We start from the raw sequence: 19,827 nt of genomic DNA, 5'->3' as shown, positions 1-19,827 counted from the left end.
GCGAGGTGGGCCTGCGTCTCCCACCTCGCCTTTTCCTTCCTTGCGGGCACGTTTATTCAGCATCCTGCCCGCAGTTGGCCCAGTCACTCCTCCAGAATGTACGCCGTCTTCTCCAGCGCGTTCTCATCCTCGTCGATGAAGCGGAACTGGTTCCAGCCGATGCGGATCAGGTCGTTGCTATTCAGGCGCTGACGACCGTTCAGGCGAATGTCGTTGATGAAGGTGCCGTTGGTACTGGCGCTGTCGGTGATGTAGTAATCCACCGCGCCGTCCAGGTAGGCATTCTGCTCCACCTCGATCACCGCGTGGTGGCCACTGACCGACAGTTCGTCGATGCGGATTTCACAGTCCGGGTGCCGGCCCAGGTGCATCACCGGGCTGTTGAGCTCGAAGGTGTTGACCACCACGTTGTCCACCAGTTGGGAGAGAACCGCCATAGGTAACTCCTTAGCAATACTGAATCATCACGACGGACACGTTGTCGTCCGCCCGGTTATGCAGGCTGGCGTCCATCAGGCCACGCACCTGGTCGTCCAGCACCGGCTGTTGCTGCAGCAGGGGCAGCCATTCGGTATCCGGCAGCGCGCCGGTGAGACCGTCGGAACACAGCAGCAGCCGGTCACCGGCCTCCAGCGCCAGTTCGTGCACCGTCGCCCGCGGTTCCGCGCAGGCGCCCAGGGCGCGGGTCAGGACGTTGCGAAACGGCACCCGATGGGCCTCGTCCGGGGTGATGGAGCCGTCGTCCACCATGTTCTGGGCCACGGTGTGGTCGCGGGTGAGCTGGCTGAGCCGACCGGCCCGCACCAGGTAGCCCCGGGAGTCCCCCAGGTGCCCCAACCAGACGCGATCGCCCTGAACCCAGGCCAGCACCACCGTGGTGCCCATCCTGGCCAGCTCGGGACGGCCCTGGCGGGCGTCCTCCAGACGTTCGGAGGCCAGGGTAATGGCGGTGTGGATACGATCCGGCACCGACACCGCCGGGGTGTTGGCCAGCACCGGCCGCAGGGCATCCATCAGGGAGTCCACCGCCAGCCGGCTGGCGATCTCTCCGCCCTGGTAACCGCCCATGCCGTCGGCGATGACCGCCAGCGCCTGCTCACCATCCGGGCTCACGAACCAGCCCAGACTGTCCTGGTTGGACGATCGGCGGGTCCCGATGTCGGTCAGTCCGGTAACCACCAGGCTCATCCGCTTACCTCCTCGCGATCCGGCAAGCGGGCGGCGGCCCGGCGCAGGGCCTCGGCCATGGCGCCGGCGCTGTCGAACCGCTTGGCCGGCTCGCGCTGGATCGCCTTGTTGATCACCCGCACCACCCCGGGGGGCAGATCCGGGTTGAAGGTCTTCACACTGCGGGGGCGCTTGTTGAGAATCTGGTAGGTCAGGTTGGCCAGGGTATCGCCGCTGTGGGGCGTCTCGCCGGACACCAGCTTGTACAGGGTCACCCCCAGGCTGTAGAGATCCGAGGCCCCGGTGACCTTCTGGCCCTTGAGCTGTTCCGGAGACATGTACAGCGGACTGCCCATCACACTGCCGGTGCGGGTGCGGGAGTCGTCGGTGATCTTGGCGATGCCAAAATCGGTGATCTTCAACTGACCGGACTTGGCGTCGTAGATCAGGTTGCCGGGCTTGATGTCCCGGTGCACGATCTTCTGTTGGTGGGCGTACGCCAGCGCATCGGCCACCGTCGCCATCAGCTCGAGCACCACCGACAGTGGCAGCAGCCGGTCCGCCTTGCCGTAGTGGCTCAGGGGCTTGCCCGGTGCGTAGTCCATGGCGATGAACGCCAGATCGGCTTCCTCCCCCACGTCGTAGACGGTGACAATGGCAGGGTGGTTGAGGCGGCCGGCCGCTTCCGCCTCACGGAAGAAACGGGCCTTCAGGTCCTTCAGCTCCGCTGGCTCGTACTGGGTGTAGCTGAGGGTCTTGATGGCAACGGGGCGGGCGATTTTCGGATCCTTGCCCAGGTACACCACCCCCATGGCACCGCGTCCCAGCTCGCGCTCGATCTCGTAGCGGCCCAGGGTGGGCTTGCTCACCGCCCGGTCCGGCAGCACCAGGGTGCGGGTAGCCTCAAACCCGCCGCCCCCGCCCTCGAAGGGCTCCGAGGTCAGCTGCGCCAGGGCCTGCAGCCGTGCCGAAACATCCCGGAACTGCTTGCGCCGGGCCTGAATGGCGGTGAAGGTTTCCCGGGCCCGGTCGTACTGGCGCCGGCGTTCCTGCGCGAGGGCGATGTCGTACTGCAGCGCCAGGGTCTCATCGCTGGCGGGACAGTCCGCCAGGGCCGCCAGGGCCTCGTCGGGACGCCCCTGTTGCAGCTGCAACTGGCCCAACTGGAGCCGCGCCTGCTGCACGTTGGCCTGCAATCGCCGGATTTCCCGGTGGGGCTGTAGCCAGAACAGCATCAGGCCGAAGCCCAGGGCCAGGAACACCACCGCCGGACCCAACGGGATCCAGGTCTGCCGGTACCACACCAGGGCCACCTGCCCCGCCACCAGGCCGGCGGCCAGCAACAGCACCAACAGTACCGCCATCGCGCCACTCAGGGTCGGCAGCAACCCGACCAGCAATCCCAGTCCGGCCAGCACCGCGACCCACGCCGCGGCCTCGCCCCAGGGCGGCTGGGTCAGGGCACCGGCGGTCGTCGTGTCTGGCCGGGCCTGGCCGACCAAATCCAGCAGCAGTCGATCGGTGACCCCCAGCCAGGGCATGGCATCGGACGCCAGCAAGATCGCCAGTGCGCCCCCCCCCACCACCAGGCGAAGGCTAAAGATACGGGACAACAAGACGTGAAGGACCTCCACTCCGCAAATAGCTGCCTACAGGTTTATCAGGAGTTTATGGGCACCCCCGGGATGTGGAACGGCCAATCCGGTCTTTTTTGTAAAGGTTTGTTCGTTCGTGACGGTGTCGCGGCGGCACCGTCTCCCAACCTGACGGTAAGCTGGCCAGACGGCCAAACTTCGGTAGCATAGGAGGATCTGTCGTCGGAGAACCAAGCCCATGAAAACGTTGTGCCCAACCCTCGCCCTGATCCTGTCCAGCCTTCTGCTGAGTGCCTGTGCCAGCCCCAAGACGCCCCAGGACGTCAGCGCAGCCTTCTGGCAGGCGATCATCGAGAACGACGCCGGCGACAGCACCGAGCTGTCCACCCTGGTCGACGAAGCCGCCTACGATGGCTATCAACGGGACTGGGCCGGCGTCACCCTGTCCTGGGGCCGGGTGGTGATCGATGGCAACGAGGCCACGGTGGAAACCACCATCGAGGGATTGGCGGAGGAGCACGGCGAGCCCCTGGAAACCACCACCTACCTGGTGAAATTGGACGACCAGTGGCTGGTGGATTACCACCGCACCGGGGATGCCCTGTCCGGCAACCGGCTGTTCAACCAGATGGTTGGTGAACTGGAGCGGTTCAGCCGTCAGCTGCAGGCCCGGTTCCACGAGCAATCCAGCGAGGCCGCCATCGAACTGGAGCGGCTGGCCCGGGACCTGGAGAAACAGATGAGCCTGGCCGGGGACCGGCTGTCGATTCTGGTGGAGGAGTACGGCAAGCAGCTGGAAGCAAGCCTGGAAGCCCTGTCCGAGTCCATTAAGGAAGCGCTGAAGGCGCATCCCTCCGCCTCGCCGGACGACAAGCGCACCCTGAACCAGGCGGTGATTCGATTGGACCAGCGGCGTGACGCGTTGGATGAACCCACGCTGCACAGCGTCGCCGAGGGCAGTTACACCCTGGCGGAAACCCAGTTCCGGCTGAACACGCTGGGTGAGGAATTTGCCGGTTATCAGTCAGTATGGCGGGCCGAAATCGAGAACACGCAGCGGGAACTGTCGCAGTTGATGTCGGAGATCTGAGGCCGGAGTCGGGCCGCCCGGCTTCCGCCGGCGGCCCCTTCCAACCTTCGGGCTAGCTCACGTACTCGATCTTGTGGAAGTCGAGGGTGTTCTCCTTCGGCGAGCCCTCGATCGCCATCACCGCCGAGCGCTTGTTCAGCAGGATGTAACCGAAGCAGCCAAAGTAGAGGGCAATCACCAGGGCGCCCACCCACTGGATCTGCAGGAAGTCGAACTGGAACAGCAGGGTCAACCCGGTCAGGGCTGCAAAGTTACCCAGGTAGTACATCGGCTTGCCCAGCCGCTGGGTGGTCAGTCCCAGGTTGTCGGTGTACAGCCGCACCAGTGAGTCCAGCGAGTTGATCACCATCAGGATTCCCACCGAGATCATCGCGATGTTGATGAAGGCGCTGATGTTCATCGCTTCCGCGTGGTAGTGGTAGAGCACCGTAAACCAGATGCCGATGGCCAGGGACGGGAACACCAGCATCGCCAGGAACACCTGCCAGGTGCGCAGGCCGCTGATGAAGCGGGCGGTAAACTGGCCGATCATGATGCTCCAGGAGAACCACCAGTACAGGTAGAACTCGTGGTAGTCGTTGATGGGCAGCATGAACTCGTGCAGGTTGGTGAAGTACTCGCCGAGCAGGCCCACGGTACCGAAGAACTCACCCACATTGCCGTTATCGGTGAGGAACGCCTTGCCCCACATCATCGCGATCAGGCCGATGAACAGCCAGCTCGACCCCAGACTGAGGATACGCACATAGCGGATACTGGAGCTGGAGTACACCGCCGCGGCAATGGCCAGCAGCACGATCAGGTAGAAGGTGGGCACCACCGTCTCGCCGTCGCCCACCTGCGGCAGGTACCAGGGCAGGTTCACCAGCAGCAGGAAGGCGGTGAAGGCACAGGTGCCGATGATCACCACGTTGTTCACCACCTTCACCAGGGGAATCTCGAAGAACTTCACCCGCGGCTCGATCACGCAGAAGTAGAAGCAGGTGAGGAAATAGAACCCCCAGATCAGGAACGCCCAGAAGCCGAATTCGATGGCCAGCGGGTTGGCGAAGCCGTACTCGGGACTCTCCGCCAGGTTGGCGTAGCCGCCGAACTCGGTGAGCGGAAACATGATCAGTCCGACGTCGAGGCCGGAGGTGAACAGGATGGCGATGAAGGTGAAGGTGTGGACCGGCGTCACGCCGATGCACTTCAGGTCCCACCATTTGAACAGGATCAGGGCGATGGCCCCGAAGGTGAAGATCAGGCCTGCGGATAACCAGAGTGTCATGCGCGCCTCCGGTAGAAACAGTCAATCATTTTACGCAATAGCATGGGTGTTCCTCCTCGTTTAGAGCATGCGCTTTTTCGAATCGGACACAAACCCCCGCTGTCGGACGGGCCAAGTCTTAGCGATCGCTCGCGTAGGCGTTCATGCCGCTTGCCACGAAGCAAGGCGGCGATCGCTAAAACCTGATGGTTTGCATGGCCGGGGGCCGAAAGCCCCCGGTCGGGTTCAGGCCAGGGTTCGCTTGGCCTGTCCCGGACGCTGACGCTGCTGCCACTGGTCATCCATGGTGACCGCAGCGTCCGACGGTAACAGGGGCTCCCTGCCCCGGATCAAATCTGCCGCTCGCTCCGCGAGCATGATGGTTGGCGCGTTCAGGTTGCCGTTGGGAATGGTGGGGAAGATGGACGAGTCCACCACCCGCAGGCCCTCCAGCCCGTGAACGCGGGTTTGGGGGTCGACCACCGCCAGCTCATCCACCCCCATCTTGCAGGAGCAGGACGGGTGGTAGGCGCTTTCCACCGCCTGGCGCACGAAGGCATCGATCTGCTCGTCGGTCTGGACCGCTTCACCGGGCTGGATCTCCGCCCCCCGATAGGCGTCCATCGCCGGCTGGTTGATGATTTCCCGGGTCAGCCGTACACAATCCCGGAAGCCTTCCCGATCCGCCTCATGCTGCAGATAGTTGAAGCGGATCCGCGGCGGCTGTCTGGGGTCGGCGGACTGGACATGGACGATGCCCCGGCTCTTGGGCTTGTTGTGACCGATGTGCAGCTGGAAGCCGTCGCCATCGAAGGCCTCACGGCCGTCGTAGCGCATTGCCGCCGGCAGGAAGTGGTACTGCAGGTCCGGCCATTCCACCCCGGCCTTGGAGCGGATGAAGCCACAGGACTCGAAATGGTTGGTGGCCCCCAGGCCGTCCTTCTTCAGCAGCCAGCGCACCCCGATCTTGAGCTTGTTCCACCAGTCCAGCTTGCGGTTCAGGGACACCGGCTGCTGGCAGCGGAACTGGAAGTAGAATTCCAGGTGGTCCTGCAGGTTCTCGCCCACGCCGGGCAGCTCATGCTCCACCTCGATCCCGGCCCGCTCCAGCACCTCGCGCCGACCGATGCCGGACAGCTGCAACAGGTGGGGCGAGCCGATAGAGCCGGCGGACAGGATCACCTCCTGGCGCACCCGCTGTTCGAAAATGTCGCCACCCTGCTCGTAGCGGACGCCCACCGCACGGTTACCCTCCAGCAGTACCTTGTGCACCAGGGCATGGGTGACCACGGTGAGGTTGGGTCGGCGCATGGCCGGGCGCAGGTAGGCGTTGGCGGTGGACCAGCGGCGGCCGTTCTTGACCGTCATGTGCATGGCGCCGAAGCCTTCCTGCTGGGCACCGTTGTAGTCGTCGGTGGCAAAGTAGCCGGCGTCCACCCCGGCCTGGATGAAGGCCTGGTACAGCGGGTTGCGCATGTTGTTGCCGTTGTTGACCCCCAGCGGGCCCTGGTCGCCGCGGTAATCGTCTCCGCCAAAGGCCCAGGTTTCTGCCTTGCGGAAGTACGGCAGGCAATGGCGGTAGTCCCAGCCTTCGGCCCCCTCGGACTGCCACTCGTCGAAGTCGCGGGCATGGCCCCGCACATAGACCATGCCGTTGATGGAGGAGGAGCCGCCCAGCACCTTGCCCCGGGGGCAGTGCATGCGGCGGTTGTCCAGGTACGGCTCCGGCTCGGTCTCGAACTGCCAGGCGTATTTTTTGGTGTTCATCGGAATCGACAGCGCCGTGGGCATCTGGATGAAGATGCTCCTGTCGCTACCGCCGGTTTCCAGCAGCAGCACCTTGTGGCGGCCATCCTCGGTCAGCCGGTTGGCCAGCACACACCCGGCGGAACCGGCCCCGACGATGATGTAGTCGTACTGGGTCTGTTCGGTCATGGGCAGCCTCCTTAGAACGGACTCTCGAGGTTGGCCATGCCGACGTACACCGCCTTGAGCTGGGTGTAATGGTCCAGGGTGGCACGACCGTTCTCCCGGCCGATGCCGGAGAGCTTGTAGCCGCCCACGGGCATTTCCGCCGGCGACGCGCCGTAGCTGTTGATCCAGCAGATGCCGGCCTGGATCTGGTGGATCACCCGGTGGGCCCGGCGGATATCCCGGGTGAACACGCCGGCAGCCAGGCCGGTCTCGGTGGCATTGGCCCGACGGATGACCTCGTCCTCATCACTGAAGGTCAGCACCGACATCACCGGGCCGAAGATCTCTTCCCGACAGATGGTCATGTCGTCGCGGCAATCGGTGAAGATGGTGGGCTCGACGAAGTAGCCGCCGGGCGCCGAGGCCGGCTGCGCCGCCTTGCCACCGTGGGCCAGGGTCGCGCCCTCGGCCTTGCCCCTGGCGATGTAGTCCAGCACCAGGGCCTGGTGTTTGGCGGAAATCAGCGCGCCGAAATTGGTTTCCGGGTCGGTGGGATCGCCCATGCGGATGTTGTTGCGGGTACGCTCCACCAACCGCTCCAGGAACTCCGGGTAGATCGCCTCGTGGACAAACACCCGGGTGCCGTTGGTGCAGATTTCGCCCTGGGTGTAGAAGTTACCCAGCATGGCGGCGGACACCGCGTCCTCCAGGTCAGCGTCGTCGAACACGATCAGCGGCGACTTGCCCCCCAGCTCCATGGTGACGTCCTTCAGCGACGAGGCCGCCGCCGCCATCACCTTCTGGCCGGTGCCCACCTCGCCGGTGAAGGACACCTTGGCGATGGCCGGCTCCTGGGTCAGCCAGGCCCCCACGGCGCCATCGCCCTGGATGACGTTGAACACGCCGGCCGGGACACCGGCCTCGATGAAGATCTCCGCCAGCTTGATCGCCCCCAGCGGGGTCTCCTCCGACGGCTTGAAGATCATGGCATTGCCACAGGCCAGCGCCGGCGCGGATTTCCAGCAGGCGATCTGCAGCGGGTAGTTCCAGGCACCGATGCCGGCGCACACCCCCAGCGGCTCGCGGCGGGTGTAGTAGAAATCCCCCCCCAGGTCCTGCTGGTTGCCCTCGATGGACGGCGCCAGACCGGCGAAGAACTCGATGGCATCGGCCCCGGTGACCACATCCACCGCCTCGGCTTCCTGGCGGGGCTTGCCGGTGTCCAGCACCTCCACCATCGCCAGTTGGTCGTTGCGTTCCCGCAGCAGCGCCACTGCCCGCAGCAGGATACGGCTGCGCTCGATGGCCGGCAGCGCCGACCACTGGGCAAAGCCACGCCGGGCACTGGCCAGGGCAGCCTGTTTCACCGACTCGTCCGCCACTTCCACCTCGTAGATGACCCGGCCAGTGGCGGGGTTGATCACCGGGAAGGTTTCACCGGACTGGTTGGCCAGGGGCTGGCCGTCGACAAAGTTCTGGTAACGGGGTAGTGACATAGCTCGATAAACCTTTCGTGCGTTATTTCTCAACCTGCGCCAGGGCCTCCAGGGCAAAGCGCTTGCACAGCGCCTCCGCCGCGGCGAAGCCTTCCTGGGGATCGTGGCTCAGGGCGCTGCGCAACCAGAAGCCGTCGATCATCGCCGCGGTCTGGCGGGCCGCCTCGGTGGCCGCTTCCGACGACAGTCGCTGGGCGAACGAGTAGCGCAGGTTGCTGTACAGCCGACTGTTGTTGATGCGCTGCAACCGCTTGAGGCCGGGTTCGTGCATCGAACGGGCCCAGAAGCTCAGCCAGGTCTTGGCCGCCAGGTCCGAGCGTTGGAACTCGGTGAAGTTGGCCTCGACGATGCACAGCAGGCGCTGCTCCGGCGAGCCGTCGGTCCGGGCAATCCGCTCGCGGAATTCCTGGCCCAGTGCCTCCAGCAGGTGACGCAGCGCCGCCTCGATCAGCCCCTGCTTGCCGCCGAAGTAGTGGCTGATGATGCCCGAAGACATCCCCGCCCGACGGCTGATGCTGACGATGGTGGTGTTCTGCAGGCCCAGCTCGGCAATGGACTCCAGGGTGGCCTGGATGAGCTGGCGTTTGCGTGTGTCTTTGACTCCAACAATCGGCATAATATTTTCATTGATTGAACGTTCAATTAATTTAAAGGTTACCGAAATGGTTGGCTAAGCTCAAGGCAATCCGCTTACTTTTTAGTCAAAAATCGAGTAAGCAGCTGATTTAAATTGCTAAATAAATGGGCCCCAACCCGGGCGGCATCCGCTTTTTCGCGCCGCTGGCGGGACCGTGGAACTACACTTGAAGACAGATGATGGCCCGATTGAATCGGCAAGGAGCGGCAACAACCCCCAACGGAGTGGCCGTCATCGCCACAAGCAAGGGAGGTACCGACCATGAGCAGATACTACGCCGACTGCCGCGAGTACCCGAGCGAGTCGAACTGCACCGTGGCGCTGTCCGCGGACACGAAAGAAGAGTTGCTGGAGGCGGTGGTGCAGCACGCCGTGCAGGTACATGGCCACGAAGACACCCCGGAATTCCGGCAACAGATAAGGGGCATGCTGACGGATGGCTCTCCGCCAGCCTGACGGGAAGACGTCAGGCTGGCGCCGGCTGCTCGCCCCGCAACTTGTTGACGTCGGCCCGGGGCGGGGCGCCAAACAGGCGGCTGTATTCCCGGCTGAAGTGGGACGGGCTCTCATAGCCCACCCGATAGCTGGCGGTGGCGGCTTCCAGCCCCTCCGTCAGCATCAGCCGGCGGGCCTCGTGCAGCCGCAGCTTCTTCTGGAACTGAAGGGGGGACATGCGGGTGACCTGCTTGAAGGTGTGGAACAGGGCGGATTCGCTCATGTTCACCTCATCCGCCAGGTCCTTGATCCGCAGGCTTTCGGTGAAACGGTCCTTGAGCACGGCAATGACGCGGGACACCCGGTGCACCGACGAGTCCGCCACCGCGAACTTGCGCATGCGCGGGCCCATCTCGCCGAGCAGGGTACGGTAGAGAATCTCCCGCCGCACCAGCGGGGCCACCACCGGAATATCCTGGGGGGTATCGAGCAGGCCAGTCAGCCGGGTGACCGCATCGAGCATGTCCCGGTCCATGATCGCCAGACTGAGGGCACAGTTGCCCTCGGGACAGGGGCCCAGATCCGTCTCCACCGGCAACTGATCCCCCATCTCCAGCACCAGGTTGCTGACTTCCTGGGGATCCACCACGAGCTTGAACGCCAGGTAGGGCGTCGCCGGTGAGGCATCGAGAATCCGGCCCTGCACCGGCAGGTGCACCGACGACACCATGTAAGTCAGAGGCTGGTAGATCAACTCCCGGTCACCGAAGCTGACGGACTTGCCCCCTTGCACCACAAAACAGATGGAAGGCTCGTAAACCGCGGCGGAACAGCTGGTCGGGGCGTCGGAACGGAACAGGTGCAGACCCGGAACCAAGGTTTCCTGAACCTGCTGGTTCGGGGTCCAACGCTCGATGGTAGAGGCCAGTCGCTGGCGTAAACGCTCAAACTCGGCGTCCAGTTCGGCGCCCTTTTCCTGGTTGCTCGTCAACATGGGATTCTCCTGGCCAGATCACCGTTAAAGCGAGGCAGTCAGTATACGTATGGATCGGCGTACATGACGCTTCGACGCTCGAATATTGCAGAAATAGGCAATCAAACAACAGAAACGGGCAAGCCGCCAATTAGCCCGCCGTTTGCAGTTTTCTTATATCACGATCAAAGCTCTAACGTCAGGGAAACTACCTACTCCCTTACGTAACGCCACTTCTTCGAGAAAAACAATGACGCCGTGTCCATAAAGCCGCACCACCTCCTGGAGAATCAGGCAAGCTTTGCGCAGTAACCCGATACCGGCCCCGCCTCGCCTTCCGTACAGTAACTAGCCATTCGGGGAGAACTTTTCCGGCAACCCGAAGCCCCTCACCTGGCCGTCATGGCGGGGCATGCCCCCTACTTGTCCAACGGAATCCGGGGCAAAGAAGGTTGGCTGTCGAAATGCCCCCACGCCAAACGATGAGGGGTCAACTGAGTGGGTTAATGGATTAGTGGATAAACGGGACAGCGGTCGGCAAGTCCAGCCTCCCCACCGGAATCGATTCATCAACAGGAGCGAACACTCATGGAAATCCTGACGGACAACACGAAACGGCGATCGGCGATAGCAGGCGGACTGGCCCTGGTCATGGCGCTGCTGCTGACCGGCTGCGAGGCCCAGAGCGAGGAGACGACGATGATGCCACCACCGCCGCAAGTGGACGTGGCCCAGGTGCTGGCCGAACCGGTCACCCTGTGGCAGTCCTTTACCGGTCGCGTGGCGGCCACCGACACCGTGGTGCTGAGACCCCGGGTCAGTGGCTACATCCAGCAAGTGGCCTTCGAGGAGGGCGCGCTGGTGGAGGCCGGCGACCTGCTGTTCCAGATCGACCCGCGACCCTACCAGGCCCGGGTGCAGGCCGCCCGCGCCGAGCTGGCCCAGGCACGCAGCCGGCTGGAGCTGGCCCGCAGCGAGGCGGGACGGGCCAGCAGCCTGCTGGAGAGCCGGGCCATCTCCCGGGAAGAGTACGACCAGCGCCACGCCGCCCTGATGGGTGCCCAGGCCGCGGTGGAAGCGGCCCGGGCCGCCCTGACCACCGCCGAGCTGGACCTGGAGTACACCCGGGTGACCGCACCGGTCAGTGGCCGCGCCGGTCGTGCCCTGGTGACCCGCGGCAACCTGGCCAACGCCGACCGGACGGAACTGACCACGGTGGTGTCGGTGGATCCCATGTACGTCTGTTTCGAGGCGGATGAGCAGACCGCCGCCGGCAGCCAGTCGCTGCTGGCGAATAACCAGCACCAGACCGTACGGGTCCGGCTGGGTGACGACCGCGAACAGGCGCTCACCGGCGAGCTGGACTTCATCGACAACCAGCTGGACGCCAGCACCGGCACCCTGCAGTACCGCGCGGTGCTGAGCAACCCGGCCGAACGGCTCAAACCAGGCCAGTTCGCCCGGGTGGAAATGCCGGTGGCGCAGCTGGACCGGGCCCTGCTGGTCAACCGCAAGGCGGTGCTGACCGACCAGGATCGCCGCTTCGTCTATGTGGTGGACGACCGGAATCAGGCCTCTCCCCGCCATGTCACCGTGGGTCGTCAGGTGGGCGAGCTGATGGTGATCCGGGATGGCCTGCAGGATGGCGACCAGGTGATCGTCAACGGGGTCCAGAAAGTGTTCTACCCCGGCATGGAAGTCAGCCCACAACAGGTCGCCATGCGCGAAGCACCGGCCGGGGACGAGGCGCCGGTGCTGGCGGCCGGGCCCTAAGCCGGGACAGGCCGCCATTCGCGGCCCTGGCGGCGTAGCCTGAGCCTCCGCCGCCGTCCCCAGGGATTTACACATTGGCGACAGCCGCTCCGGCTGTCCTGCAGGAGCCTCTTGTCATGAATTTTTCGCGATTTTTCGTGGACCGGCCGATCTTCGCGGCCGTGGTGTCCATCATCATCTTCGCCATCGGGTTGATCTCCATCCCCAACCTGCCGGTCAGCGAATACCCCGAGGTGGTGCCGCCCTCGGTGGTGGTGCGCACCATCTACCCCGGCGCCAACCCCAAGGAAATCGCCGACACCGTGGCCACGCCGCTGGAGGAGGCCATCAACGGGGTGGAAAACATGATGTACTTCAAGTCTGTGGCCGGGTCCGACGGGGTGCTGCAACTGACCGTGACCTTCCGCCCGGGCACCGACGCGGATGACGCCGCGGTGAAGGTACAGAACCGGGTCAGCCAGGCGCTGGCGCGACTGCCGGAGGCGGTGCGCCGTCAGGGGGTGACCACCCAGAAGCAGTCGCCCACCTTCCTGATGGTGGTGCACCTGACCTCACCGGACGGCCGCTACGACACCCTGTACCTGCGCAACTACGCCCGGCTGCACGTGCGGGACCGGCTGGCCCGCATCCAGGGGGTGGGGGACGCCCAGCTGTTTGGCGGTGGCGACTACGCCATGCGCGCCTGGCTGGACCCGGACCGCATTGCCGCCCGCGGGCTGACCGCCAGCGATGTGGTGCGGGCCATGCGTGAGCAGAACGTGCAGGTGTCCGCCGGCCAGCTCGGTGCCGAGCCGGTGGCCAGCAGCGACTTCCTCACCCTGATCAACGCCCGCGGCCGACTGGAGACCCCGGAAGAGTTCGGCAACATCGTGCTCAAGCGGGGCGACAACGGCGAGATCCTGCGGCTGGCGGACGTCGCCCGGCTGGAGCTGGGCGCCGGCGACTACACCCTGCGCTCCCAGCTCGATGGCAAGGACGCGGTGGCTATCGGCATCTTCCAGGCCCCGGGGGCCAATGCCCTGCAGATCCGTGACGAAGTGATCGCCACCATGGACGAGATTGCCGAGCGGTTCCCGCAAGGGGTGGAATACGAGGCGGTGTACGACACCACCATCTTCGTCAGTGACTCCATCAAGTCGGTGGTGGCCACCCTGCTCGAGGCCGTGCTGCTGGTGGTACTGGTGGTGACCCTGTTCCTGCAGACCTGGCGCGCCTCCATCATCCCGCTGCTGGCGGTGCCGGTGTCGGTGATCGGTACCTTCGGGGCGCTGTACCTGCTGGGCTACTCCATCAACACCCTGACCCTGTTCGGCCTGGTGCTGGCCATCGGCATCGTGGTGGACGACGCCATCGTGGTGGTGGAAAACGTCGAGCGCAACATCGAGGAGGGCCTCAAGCCCCTGGCGGCGGCCCATCAGGCCATGAAGGAAGTCTCCGGCCCGATCATCGCCATCGGCCTGGTGCTGTGTGCGGTGTTCGTGCCCATGGCGTTCCTGTCCGGGGTGACCGGCCAGTTCTACCGTCAGTTCGCGGTGACCATCGCCATCTCCACGGTGATTTCCACCATCAACTCGCTGACCCTGTCACCGGCCCTGGCGGCGATGCTGCTCAAGCCCCACAGCGCCCCCAAGGACCGCCTGCAGCGGGTGATCGACACTCTGTTCGGCTGGCTGTTCCGGCCCTTCAACCGCTTCTTCGACGCCAGTGCCCGCAAGTACCAGGGCGGCGTGTCCCGCTCGCTGCGCCGGCGCGGCGCGGTGTTCGTGGTCTATGCCGCGCTGCTGGTTGCCACCGGGTTCATGTTCAAGGTGGTGCCGCCGGGCTTCATCCCGATCCAGGACAAGCTGTACCTGATGGCCGGGGTGAAACTGCCGGAAGGCGCCTCCCTCGAGCGCACCGACCAGCTGCTGCAACAGGTGACCGACATCGCCATGGCCACTGACGGCGTGGAGCATGCGGTGGCCTTCCCCGGGCTCAACGCGCTGCAGTTCACCAACACCTCCAACACCGGGGTGGTGTTCTTCCCGCTCAAGCCGTTCGATGAGCGCAGCCTGAGTGCCGAGCAGATCAATGCCCAGATCAACCAGCAGATCGCCGGGCTGAAGGAAGGCTTTGCCTTCTCTTTCATGCCACCGCCGATCCTCGGCCTGGGCAATGGCTCCGGCTACCAGCTGTTCATCGAGGACCGGGGCAACCTGGGCTACGGCGCGCTGCAGAACGCGGTAAACCAGTTCCAGGGAGCGGTCGCCCAGACCCCGGGCATGGGCTTCCCGATCACCAGCTACCAGGCCAACGTACCGCAGCTGGACGCCGAGGTGGACCGGCTCAAGGCCAAGGCCCAGGGGGTACCGCTCACCGAGCTGTTCGACACCCTGCAGACCTACCTGGGGTCCAGCTACGTCAACGACTTCAACCGCTTCGGCCGCACCTGGCAGGTCATCGCCCAGGCCGATGCCCCCTACCGCGACAGCGTGGAGGACATTGCCCGGCTGCGCACCCGTAACGACCAGGGCGAGATGGTGCCCGTCGGTTCCATGGTGGAGATCCGCGAGAGCTTCGGACCGGACCCGGTGATCCGCTACAACGGCTATCCGGCGGCGGATCTGGCCGGGGAATCCGACCCACGGGTGCTGTCCTCGGCCCAGGCCATAGACGCCCTCGGAGCGATCGCCGCGGAGGTGTTGCCGCCGGGGATGGACTTTGAGTGGAGCGACCTGAGCTACCAGCAGGCCACCCAGGGCAACGCCGCACTGGTGGTGTTCCCGCTGGCCATCCTGCTGGTGTTCCTGGTGCTGGCGGCGCTGTACGAAAGCTGGACCCTGCCGCTGGCGGTCATCCTCATCGTGCCCATGTGCATGCTGTCGGCGCTGATCGGTGTCTGGTTCGGCGACGGCGACAACAACATCTTCGTGCAGGTGGGGCTGGTGGTGTTGATCGGCCTGGCCTGCAAGAACGCCATCCTGATCGTGGAGTTTGCCCGCGAGCTGGAGCTGCAGGGCCGCGGCATCGTGGACGCGGCACTGGAAGCCTGCCGGCTGCGGTTGCGGCCGATCATCATGACCTCCATCACCTTCACCGCCGCGGTGGTGCCGCTTGTGCTGGCCACCGGGGCTGGCGCGGAAGTGCGGGCGGCGCTGGGCACCGCGGTGTTTGCCGGCATGATCGGGGTTACCCTGTTCGGCCTGTTCCTCACCCCGGTGTTCTACGTGGCGCTGCGCAAGCTGTCCGGCAGCCGTCCGCTGACCAGCCACCACAGCTCCACCCTGTCCGGTGACGGCGGTCAGGACCAGGAAGCCTTGCCAGGAGAAACCCATGCCTAGAGCAAACGTGCGCACAACACTGACCGCAAGCATCAGAAGTCATCTGGCTGCCGGCTGCCTGGCCCTGCTGGCCGGCTGTGCCGTCGGCCCCGACTACCAACCGCCGGAGCTCGACGCGCCGGCGCAGTTCAGCGCCGAGCACAATGCCCAGCCCTTCGACCAGACCCAGGAAGCTCGCTTCTGGGACGGGTTCGGTGACCCGCTGCTGGCGGAGCTGATTGGACAGTCCCTCACGGCCAACCTAGACCTGCAGGCCGCACTCACCCGCTACCAACGGGCCGAGGCGCTGTTGCGGGGCAGCCGCAGCGAGCAGCTGCCCACGGTGGGACTGGGCGCCTCGGCGGCGGCCCAGCATTTGCCGGAGGTGGACCGCCTGCCTGGCGCGGACGAGGACATCGAGCGGTATCGCATCGACGCCAACGCCAGCTGGGAGCTGGACCTGTTCGGCCGCCTGCGCCGGGCCAGCGAGGCCCAGGGCGCACGCCTGCAGGCCACCGAGGCGGAATTGGCGGCGTTGCGGGTGGCCCTGGTCGGGCAACTGGCCAGCAGCTATTTCGAGCTGCGGGGCTTGCAGCAGCAGCTGGACGTCGCGCAACGCAATGTCGCGCTGCAGCAGGACTCTTTGGCGATCGTCAGCGCTCGTCTCGACGCCGGCCGTAGCACCGACTTCGACGTACTGCGGGCCCGCGCCCAACTGGCCAGCACCCGGGCGGACATTCCCCAGTTGCAGGCCGAGATCCGCGTGCGTATGCACCGCCTCGCGGTGCTCACCGGGCAATCCCCGGGGGCGCTCATTGACCGGCTCAGCCCGGCAACGGCACTGCCCGCGGTCACCCCTTCCATCCCGGCGGGCAGTCCCGGCGAGGCGCTCCGACGACGTCCCGACATCCGTCAGGCGGAACGCCAGCTGGCGGCCGCCACCGCGGACATCGGCGTCGCCACCGCCGACCTGTTCCCCCGCTTCAGCCTCGATGCCCTGCTGGGCACCGTGGCCCTCGACGGCGGCGACCTGTTCACCGGCGGAGCGGAATCCCGCCGGGTGGCGCTGGGTATCGACTGGACCTTCCTCAATTTCGGCCGGGTCCGGGCCCGCATCGACGCCGAGGACGCCGACGCCCGGGCCGCCCTGGCCGAGTACCGGCAGGTGGTACTGGAAGCGTTGGAGGAAACCGAAAACCGGCTGGTGCGCTACCGGCGGGCACAGCAGCGCAGTGCCGAACTGGCGGAAGCTGCCGGGGCCGCCCACAAGGCGGTGCAGCTGGCCCGCACCCGCTACGAGCAGGGTTACGTCGGTTACTTCGAAGTACTGGATGCAGAGCGGGAGCGACTGGCCAACGATAATGCCCTGACCCAAAGCCGCACCGCTACGGTGCTGGCCATGGTCGACCTGTATCGGACCCTGGCCGGGGCGCCCGACCGTCCTCACGCTGCCAACCACGCGACACCAGCGCGGGTGGCCAAGGCCCTATAGAACGACAAAGCCCCGCTACGTTTTCAGTCAGTAGCGGGGCTTTGTCGTTGTTACCAGTCAGCTTACGCCGCCTGCTCCTCGCCCTCCGGCGCCTCATGGCGAATCAGGAAGTCGAAGGCACTCAGCGCCGCCTTGGCCCCCTCGCCCATGGAGATGACGATCTGCTTGTAGGGCACGGTGGTGGCATCGCCGGCGGCGAACACCCCCGGCACCGAGGTCTCGCCACGGTCGTTGACGATGATTTCGCCGTGCTGACTCAACTCCAGGTCGCCCTTGAGCCACTCGGTGTTCGGCACCAGCCCGATCTGGACAAACACCCCTTCCAGCGCCACCGTCTGGCTTTCGCCGCTGGTCCGGTCGGTGTAGGTCAGGCCGCTGACCTTGCCGTCGGCCCCCAGGATCTCGGTGGTCTGGGCGGACACCCGGATGTCCACGTTGGGCAGGCTGCGCAGCTTCTTCTGCAGCACGTCGTCGGCCCGCATCTGGTCACCGAACTCGATCAGGGTCACATGACCGACAATCCCCGCCAGGTCGATGGCCGCTTCCACGCCGGAGTTGCCGCCACCGATCACCGCCACCCGCTTGCCCTTGAACAGCGGGCCGTCGCAGTGCGGGCAGTAGGCCACGCCCTTGTTGCGATACTCCGCCTCCCCCGGCACCCCCAGCTGACGCCAGCGGGCGCCGGTGGACAGGATCACACTGCGGGCTTTCAGGGACGCGCCGTTGGCCAGGCGCACCTCGTGCAGGCCACCAGCCTGGTCCGCGGGAACCAGCTTCTCGGCCCGCTGCAGATTCATCACGTCCACCTCGTAATCGCCCACGTGCTGCTCCATGGCCGCCACCAGTTTCGGACCCTCGGTGTAGGGCACGGAAATCAGGTTTTCGATGCCCAGGGTATCCGCCACCTGGCCGCCGAAACGTTCGGCGGCAATGCCGGTGGCGATGCCCTTGCGGGCGGCGTAGATGGCCGCGGCGGAACCGGCCGGACCACCACCGATCACCAGCACCTCAAACGGGTCCTTCTGGTTGAGCTTCTCGGCCTCGCGGGCGTCGGAGTTGGTATCCACCTTGGCCACGATCTCTTCCAAAGTCATCCGGCCGGAGCCCCAGGGCTCGCCGTTGAGGTAGACGCTGGGCACCGCCATCACTTCCCGCTGCTCCACTTCGTCCTGGAACAGGGCGCCGTCGATGGCGGTGTGTTTGATCTTGGGGTTGAGCACGCTCATCAGGTTCAGCGCCTGCACCACGTCCGGGCAGTTCTGGCAGGACAGGGAGAAGTAGGTCTCGAACTCGAAGTTGCCGTCCAGGGCCCGGATCTGCTCGATCACCTCCTGGCTCGCCTTGGACCGGTGACCGCCCACCTGCAGCAGGGCCAACACCAGCGAGGTGAACTCGTGGCCCATGGGAATGCCGGCGAAGCGTACGCCAATGTCGGTGCCCACCCGGTTGATGGCGAAGGACGGTCGGCGTACGTCGGCTTCACCGTCTTCGTTCAGGGAAATCCGGTCGGACAGCGCCTCAATCTCTTCCAGCAGTGTGTGCAGTTCCCGGGACTTGTCGCTGTCGTTCAGCGAGGCCACCAGCTCGATCGGCTGGGTGACGTTCTGCAGGTAAGCTTTCAACTGGTCCTTGAGGTTGGCGTCCAACATGTTGTGTTCCCCTAAAAAGTTGCTGTGTCGTGAGTTCGAAGTCTGACGGTTCAACGTTCAAATGGAGGCGCGACTCTCAGAAGCCATCGCGACCGAAATCTGCAGCTACGATAAAACCCGGCTACCCAATGCTCAAATTGATTAACTTTACATTATTGATAGCAATGACCTATAGCCAGTTATGGCCTGTGGCCACCTACAAAAAGGGCCCGCACGGTGCGGGCCCCTCGTGGACATGTTTCTCCGTGACGGGAAACTTAGATCTTGCCAACCAGGTCCAGGGACGGTGCCAGGGTCTCTTCCCCTTCCTTCCATTTGGCCGGGCACACTTCACCCGGGTTGTTGCGGACGTACTGGGCGGCCTTGACCTTGCGCAACAGGTCGTCGGCGTCACGGCCGATGCCTTCGGCGGTGATCTCAACCGCCTGGATGATGCCGTCCGGGTCGATCAGGAAGGTGGCACGGTCCGCCAGGCCCTGGCCTTCACGCATCACACCAAAGTTGTTGGTGATGGTGCCGGTCTGGTCGCCCACCATGTAGTAGTTGATCTTGCCGATGGTTTCGGAGCTGTCGTGCCAGGCCTTGTGGCTGAAGTGGGTGTCGGTGGATACGGAGAACACTTCCACGCCCAGCTTCTTCAGCTCGTCGTACTTGTCGGCCAGGTCGCCCAGCTCGGTCGGGCAGACGAAGGTAAAGTCGGCCGGGTAGAAGAAAAAGATGGCCCACTTGCCTTTCACGTCCGCTTCGGAGATCTCCACAAACTCGCCGTTCTTGAAGGCCGTCGCGTTAAAGGGTTTGATTTCGCTATTAATAATGCCCATTTAGGAATGCTCCTGTTGTTGAATTGAAGGCACACGATAGGGGGAGATGGCGCACGGCTCAAATTGATAGTTTTTAGCGGAATTATAGGTAATGCCTATAATTGCCAAGTGCCTGGGCGGGAACAGGAATTTCGGCGTGTGCTGTCCGGGCCCGTCGCTGCGTCAGGCCTGCTCCACTTGACCGGCTCCGCCCTGAACACTTTCCCGGTTAACCAACCTCCCGGCCAATCGACCATC

15 protein-coding genes are annotated in these 19,827 nt (G+C 64.9%); 5 read left to right on the top strand and 10 right to left on the bottom strand.

Translation table 11 applies throughout. The features are described from left to right. Positions 1–83: 83 nt before the first annotated feature. The 3 genes from R3175_RS15290 to R3175_RS15280 are packed head-to-tail and all read right to left on the bottom strand — an operon-like array spanning position 84 to position 2,780. On the bottom strand, positions 84–437 hold the full coding sequence (locus R3175_RS15290; RefSeq protein WP_318945192.1) for an FHA domain-containing protein: 354 nt from the start codon (positions 435–437) through the stop codon (positions 84–86). A gap of 10 nt (positions 438–447) precedes the next feature. After that, on the bottom strand, positions 448–1,188 hold the full coding sequence (locus R3175_RS15285; RefSeq protein ID WP_318945191.1) for a PP2C family protein-serine/threonine phosphatase: 741 nt from the start codon (positions 1,186–1,188) through the stop codon (positions 448–450). After that, positions 1,185–2,780, bottom strand: coding sequence for a serine/threonine-protein kinase (locus R3175_RS15280; RefSeq protein WP_318945190.1), 1,596 nt, complete (start codon positions 2,778–2,780; stop codon positions 1,185–1,187). Before R3175_RS15280 ends, R3175_RS15285 begins: the two co-directional genes overlap by 4 nt. 220 nt (positions 2,781–3,000) lie before the next feature. Here R3175_RS15280 and R3175_RS15275 point away from each other — a divergent pair, with 220 nt between their 5' ends. Beyond that, on the top strand, positions 3,001–3,852 hold the full coding sequence (locus R3175_RS15275) for a hypothetical protein (RefSeq protein ID WP_318945189.1): 852 nt from the start codon (positions 3,001–3,003) through the stop codon (positions 3,850–3,852). Positions 3,853–3,904: 52 nt separating this feature from the next. Here R3175_RS15275 and R3175_RS15270 read toward each other — a convergent pair whose 3' ends face one another. The 4 genes from R3175_RS15270 to betI form a co-directional block, all read right to left on the bottom strand. Then, positions 3,905–5,122 carry a BCCT family transporter gene (locus R3175_RS15270; RefSeq protein WP_318945188.1) on the bottom strand — a complete coding sequence of 406 codons (1,218 nt, stop codon included), beginning with the start codon at positions 5,120–5,122 and terminating at the stop codon, positions 3,905–3,907. A gap of 225 nt (positions 5,123–5,347) precedes the next feature. After that, positions 5,348–7,036, bottom strand: a complete 1,689-nt coding sequence (betA, locus tag R3175_RS15265) for a choline dehydrogenase (protein WP_318945187.1) — start codon at positions 7,034–7,036, stop codon at positions 5,348–5,350. A gap of 11 nt (positions 7,037–7,047) precedes the next feature. Next, on the bottom strand, positions 7,048–8,511 hold the full coding sequence (betB, locus tag R3175_RS15260; protein WP_318945186.1) for a betaine-aldehyde dehydrogenase: 1,464 nt from the start codon (positions 8,509–8,511) through the stop codon (positions 7,048–7,050). 22 nt (positions 8,512–8,533) lie between these two features. After that, entirely contained in the window at positions 8,534–9,127 is a 594-nt protein-coding gene (betI, locus tag R3175_RS15255; protein WP_318945185.1) for a transcriptional regulator BetI, read from the bottom strand. A gap of 282 nt (positions 9,128–9,409) precedes the next feature. Here betI and R3175_RS15250 point away from each other — a divergent pair, with 282 nt between their 5' ends. Continuing rightward, complete coding sequence (locus R3175_RS15250; protein WP_318945184.1) at positions 9,410–9,604, top strand: DUF1059 domain-containing protein; 195 nt, start codon at positions 9,410–9,412, stop codon at positions 9,602–9,604. A gap of 10 nt (positions 9,605–9,614) precedes the next feature. Here the strand turns inward: R3175_RS15250 and R3175_RS15245 are convergent, their stop codons facing one another. Next, positions 9,615–10,577 carry an AraC family transcriptional regulator gene (locus tag R3175_RS15245; RefSeq protein WP_318945183.1) on the bottom strand — a complete coding sequence of 321 codons (963 nt, stop codon included), beginning with the start codon at positions 10,575–10,577 and terminating at the stop codon, positions 9,615–9,617. Positions 10,578–11,144: 567 nt separating this feature from the next. Between R3175_RS15245 and R3175_RS15240 the strand changes: the two genes are divergently transcribed. From R3175_RS15240 to R3175_RS15230, 3 genes are all read left to right on the top strand, one after another. After that, complete coding sequence (locus tag R3175_RS15240) at positions 11,145–12,329, top strand: efflux RND transporter periplasmic adaptor subunit (RefSeq protein ID WP_318945182.1); 1,185 nt, start codon at positions 11,145–11,147, stop codon at positions 12,327–12,329. A 116-nt stretch (positions 12,330–12,445) separates the two neighbouring features. Continuing rightward, positions 12,446–15,649, top strand: a complete 3,204-nt coding sequence (locus tag R3175_RS15235) for a multidrug efflux RND transporter permease subunit (RefSeq protein ID WP_318945181.1) — start codon at positions 12,446–12,448, stop codon at positions 15,647–15,649. Continuing rightward, entirely contained in the window at positions 15,642–17,120 is a 1,479-nt protein-coding gene (locus R3175_RS15230) for an efflux transporter outer membrane subunit (RefSeq protein ID WP_318945180.1), read from the top strand. Before R3175_RS15235 ends, R3175_RS15230 begins: the two co-directional genes overlap by 8 nt. A gap of 62 nt (positions 17,121–17,182) precedes the next feature. On the opposite strand, the gene ahpF is transcribed toward R3175_RS15230, so the two are convergent. Then, positions 17,183–18,769: an alkyl hydroperoxide reductase subunit F gene (ahpF, locus tag R3175_RS15225; protein WP_318945179.1), complete on the bottom strand. Its 1,587-nt coding sequence runs from the start codon at positions 18,767–18,769 to the stop codon at positions 17,183–17,185. A gap of 257 nt (positions 18,770–19,026) precedes the next feature. After that, positions 19,027–19,590, bottom strand: a complete 564-nt coding sequence (gene ahpC, locus R3175_RS15220) for an alkyl hydroperoxide reductase subunit C (RefSeq protein ID WP_318945178.1) — start codon at positions 19,588–19,590, stop codon at positions 19,027–19,029. Positions 19,591–19,827: the final 237 nt, after the last annotated feature.

Origin of the sequence: Marinobacter sp., from assembly GCF_033722735.1 — a bacterium.
In the GTDB taxonomy this organism is placed as follows: domain Bacteria; phylum Pseudomonadota; class Gammaproteobacteria; order Pseudomonadales; family Oleiphilaceae; genus Marinobacter.
Note: the sequence above shows the minus strand (reverse complement) of the source record. Positions and strands in the feature narration are given on the sequence as shown.

What these genes read in the sequence shown, in the direction of transcription:
- R3175_RS15290 (WP_318945192.1), bottom strand. Translation starts at nt 437, where the DNA reads ATGGCGGTTCTCTCCCAACTGGTGGACAACGTGGTGGTCAACACCTTC.
- R3175_RS15285 (WP_318945191.1), bottom strand. Translation starts at nt 1,188, where the DNA reads ATGAGCCTGGTGGTTACCGGACTGACCGACATCGGGACCCGCCGATCG.
- R3175_RS15275 (WP_318945189.1), top strand. Translation starts at nt 3,001, where the DNA reads ATGAAAACGTTGTGCCCAACCCTCGCCCTGATCCTGTCCAGCCTTCTG.
- R3175_RS15270 (WP_318945188.1), bottom strand. Translation starts at nt 5,122, where the DNA reads ATGACACTCTGGTTATCCGCAGGCCTGATCTTCACCTTCGGGGCCATC.
- betA (WP_318945187.1), bottom strand. Translation starts at nt 7,036, where the DNA reads ATGACCGAACAGACCCAGTACGACTACATCATCGTCGGGGCCGGTTCC.
- betB (WP_318945186.1), bottom strand. Translation starts at nt 8,511, where the DNA reads ATGTCACTACCCCGTTACCAGAACTTTGTCGACGGCCAGCCCCTGGCC.
- betI (WP_318945185.1), bottom strand. Translation starts at nt 9,127, where the DNA reads ATGCCGATTGTTGGAGTCAAAGACACACGCAAACGCCAGCTCATCCAG.
- R3175_RS15250 (WP_318945184.1), top strand. Translation starts at nt 9,410, where the DNA reads ATGAGCAGATACTACGCCGACTGCCGCGAGTACCCGAGCGAGTCGAAC.
- R3175_RS15245 (WP_318945183.1), bottom strand. Translation starts at nt 10,577, where the DNA reads ATGTTGACGAGCAACCAGGAAAAGGGCGCCGAACTGGACGCCGAGTTT.
- R3175_RS15240 (WP_318945182.1), top strand. Translation starts at nt 11,145, where the DNA reads ATGGAAATCCTGACGGACAACACGAAACGGCGATCGGCGATAGCAGGC.
- R3175_RS15235 (WP_318945181.1), top strand. Translation starts at nt 12,446, where the DNA reads ATGAATTTTTCGCGATTTTTCGTGGACCGGCCGATCTTCGCGGCCGTG.
- R3175_RS15230 (WP_318945180.1), top strand. Translation starts at nt 15,642, where the DNA reads ATGCCTAGAGCAAACGTGCGCACAACACTGACCGCAAGCATCAGAAGT.
- ahpF (WP_318945179.1), bottom strand. Translation starts at nt 18,769, where the DNA reads ATGTTGGACGCCAACCTCAAGGACCAGTTGAAAGCTTACCTGCAGAAC.
- ahpC (WP_318945178.1), bottom strand. Translation starts at nt 19,590, where the DNA reads ATGGGCATTATTAATAGCGAAATCAAACCCTTTAACGCGACGGCCTTC.